This window comes from Collinsella sp. CLA-JM-H32B, assembly GCF_040098065.1.
Lineage (GTDB): Bacteria > Actinomycetota > Coriobacteriia > Coriobacteriales > Coriobacteriaceae > Collinsella.
Genome location: NZ_JBBNNA010000028.1, coordinates 1 through 2152 on the forward strand (window position 1 = coordinate 1; position 2152 = coordinate 2152).

Consider the following 2152-nt stretch of genomic DNA (forward strand, 5'->3'; position numbering starts at 1 on the left):
ATTCCGTATCCCTGTACGAGACGAAAAACTGGAGCGTCGTGCGCGTGGGCATGACGGTCTACGTCCGCGCCGCGCAGATCATCGCTGATCCTGCTGAGGGTATCAAGTGTCCGTACGTCATTCCCGAGGAGCTGCGGCCCTCCCATGCCTGGTCTGCGGCGATGGTCACCGAGTACGGAGGCGTGGACAACTCGTACCGCCTGCTCGTCATGCCAGACGGCACCATCATAGTGCATAGCATGGGCGGCAAGACGGACCATCGGAACCACTTCGCCTCGCTGAGCTACCCCATCGGCATGTGATTCCGTATCCCGAATGAAGATCGCCAGCGGCAGAGCGAATATCTACGGCTGCAATGCAACTCTGGATGTCTCCTACATCCCCGCCATACACTCACTTGTTTTTGAGACGGAAGGCAGCGGCTACATGACCACCGGGACTCAGACCGGCTATTCGGCCAAGGTGCTCACTCTGCCGTCAAATTACCTACCAGCCAATGAGCGGTGTGTGTGCCTCTACGCAAACCTGCAGCTCAAATTTGGGGTGGCGCTAAGGGTTCAGACCAACGGTGACGTGATGTTCGATGTGTCCTCATCAGAGCCGATGCGCGGTTTCGGATGGCCCTCGGCTATGGGCTTTATTCCCTTGTAGCATTCCGTATCCCACGGCGACCCGATTACGCTATATGGAGGTCTGGGCAAGCCGTCTTACGTCTGGATACAGCGCATCGGACGTACCTGTGTGCTCCATTGGAGCGTTAGCCAGTCGACTGCCCAGTTTTGGCAGCCAGACGAAATCATCCCTGAAGGACTGCGGCCAGCTAGCAACATCTATGTGCCGGGGTGTGTGACGAACAATGACGGCTACGTACTCAACGTCTGTTCATACTGCTATATCAACACATCCGGCAACATTGGATTCCAAGTCGCCTTTGCGACATCTGGCGCTATAAACAGAGGTATCTGTTCGTGGGCTATCGGCTAGCATTCCGTATCCCGTGCGCCGAGAGTTTTTGTCGGTAACAAGATCGTGAGCTTCAACGATGCGAATTACACGACGCTTTGGGATAAGGCGGGCTTTGAGCGGGAGTTCGGGCGAGGCTTCGACAATTCCCGCGATTCCGTGTACGCGATGAACGGTGATGCGAGCTACAACTTCATGGTTTCCGGCGTGAATTTCTACCCGCGCGACGGGCGGCTCGTCGTCGCAATCAGCGGCGCACACACTGGCCCATTCCGAGTGAATTTTATCGTTGTACTTGGCTAGCATTCCGTATCCCACGCCTCGGGCAAGGTAGGGTCAGTATCCTATTTCAAAACAGCCGGCATTGTTATCGTGAGCTGCCTTTTCGTAAGGGTTACGATTAGTTCGTCGTGGGGAAGCGCGACAATCGGGAGGCTTCCGGAAGGGTTTCGGCCAGCCAGCAGGGTCATAGCGCCAATCGCGAGCGACTGGGCGAGCGGAAACATGTCCATCGACGCGAACGGAACGGTCGCCATTAACGCCAATAACGACACGATCTCCACCGCCTCGTCCATCTCTTCCATCGCTGTATTTCCGGCGGCGTAGCATTCCGTATCCCATCTCACCCGTATCGAGATCGTGTCAGGCCAAAGCGACGGCACCGTGACCGCGCCGACGGTCGCGGGCTACCGCTTCTTGTGCTGGGTGGCATGCGTGTCCGTCGGCTGGGTCGGCATCTGCTACATCGAGCAGCCAACGAAAATGACCTCGAGAGTCTGGTACGTCACGCAGCGGTGGAATAGCGGCGGCGGCGAGGTGCATTGCTTTGCGCTTTACGTGCATCAGTAGGGGCGCACTTCGAGCAGCCATGAGAATGGTGTGCTCTTGGCCCACCCAGCGTTCGGCTTGTTTTCCGTCTTGAAGTAGTACGTCTTACCAGCTTCCACGCCCGCGAATACGGCCTTGGCCGTAACAGTGCGCGGGACGCCGTCGCTGCCGTTGAGGCCAGTCGATACCTCCGCCACGCTTTGCAGCCCGCTCGGTGTCACCACATGGAGGCCGATCTCGCCGCCCCACGCGCCGTACGTCTCATACGCCCACACCTGTGCGACGATTACGCCGCTCACCTTGGGAGTGAATGAGAATTCGGCGCTTGAAGATGCAAAATACTCGGTCTGGGATACGGAAT

At 57.6% G+C, this 2152-nt stretch carries 6 protein-coding genes; 4 read left to right on the plus strand and 2 right to left on the minus strand.

Features of this window, described 5'->3' with window-relative positions:
• From AAA138_RS09765 to AAA138_RS09775, 3 genes are all read left to right on the plus strand, one after another.
• The coding region (locus AAA138_RS09765; RefSeq protein WP_349090661.1) for a hypothetical protein at positions 1–302 on the plus strand (302 nt) is incomplete at its 5' end.
• A gap of 13 nt (positions 303–315) precedes the next feature.
• The gene (locus AAA138_RS09770) at positions 316–651 is read left to right on the plus strand and encodes a hypothetical protein (protein WP_349090662.1); all 336 of its coding nucleotides are present in this window, start codon (positions 316–318) and stop codon (positions 649–651) included.
• Between the two features lie 378 nt (positions 652–1029).
• The gene (locus AAA138_RS09775) at positions 1030–1266 is read left to right on the plus strand and encodes a hypothetical protein (RefSeq protein WP_349090663.1); all 237 of its coding nucleotides are present in this window, start codon (positions 1030–1032) and stop codon (positions 1264–1266) included.
• Between the two features lie 41 nt (positions 1267–1307).
• Here the strand turns inward: AAA138_RS09775 and AAA138_RS09780 are convergent, their stop codons facing one another.
• Positions 1308–1547, minus strand: coding sequence for a hypothetical protein (locus tag AAA138_RS09780; RefSeq protein WP_349090664.1), 240 nt, complete (start codon positions 1545–1547; stop codon positions 1308–1310).
• A 55-nt stretch (positions 1548–1602) separates the two neighbouring features.
• On the opposite strand from AAA138_RS09780, the gene AAA138_RS09785 reads away from it, so the two are divergent.
• Positions 1603–1812 carry a hypothetical protein gene (locus tag AAA138_RS09785; RefSeq protein WP_349090665.1) on the plus strand — a complete coding sequence of 70 codons (210 nt, stop codon included), beginning with the start codon at positions 1603–1605 and terminating at the stop codon, positions 1810–1812.
• Here the strand turns inward: AAA138_RS09785 and AAA138_RS09790 are convergent.
• Positions 1806–2152 (minus strand): hypothetical protein (locus AAA138_RS09790; RefSeq protein WP_349090666.1); only part of this gene is annotated, 347 nt, incomplete at its 5' end. The two genes, AAA138_RS09785 and AAA138_RS09790, sit on opposite strands and share 7 nt — an antisense overlap.

Bases quoted from the DNA above. Each gene is read 5' to 3' on its own strand.
- AAA138_RS09770 (WP_349090662.1), top strand. From the start codon at position 316: ATGAAGATCGCCAGCGGCAGAGCGAATATCTACGGCTGCAATGCAACT.
- AAA138_RS09780 (WP_349090664.1), bottom strand. From the start codon at position 1,547: ATGGAAGAGATGGACGAGGCGGTGGAGATCGTGTCGTTATTGGCGTTA.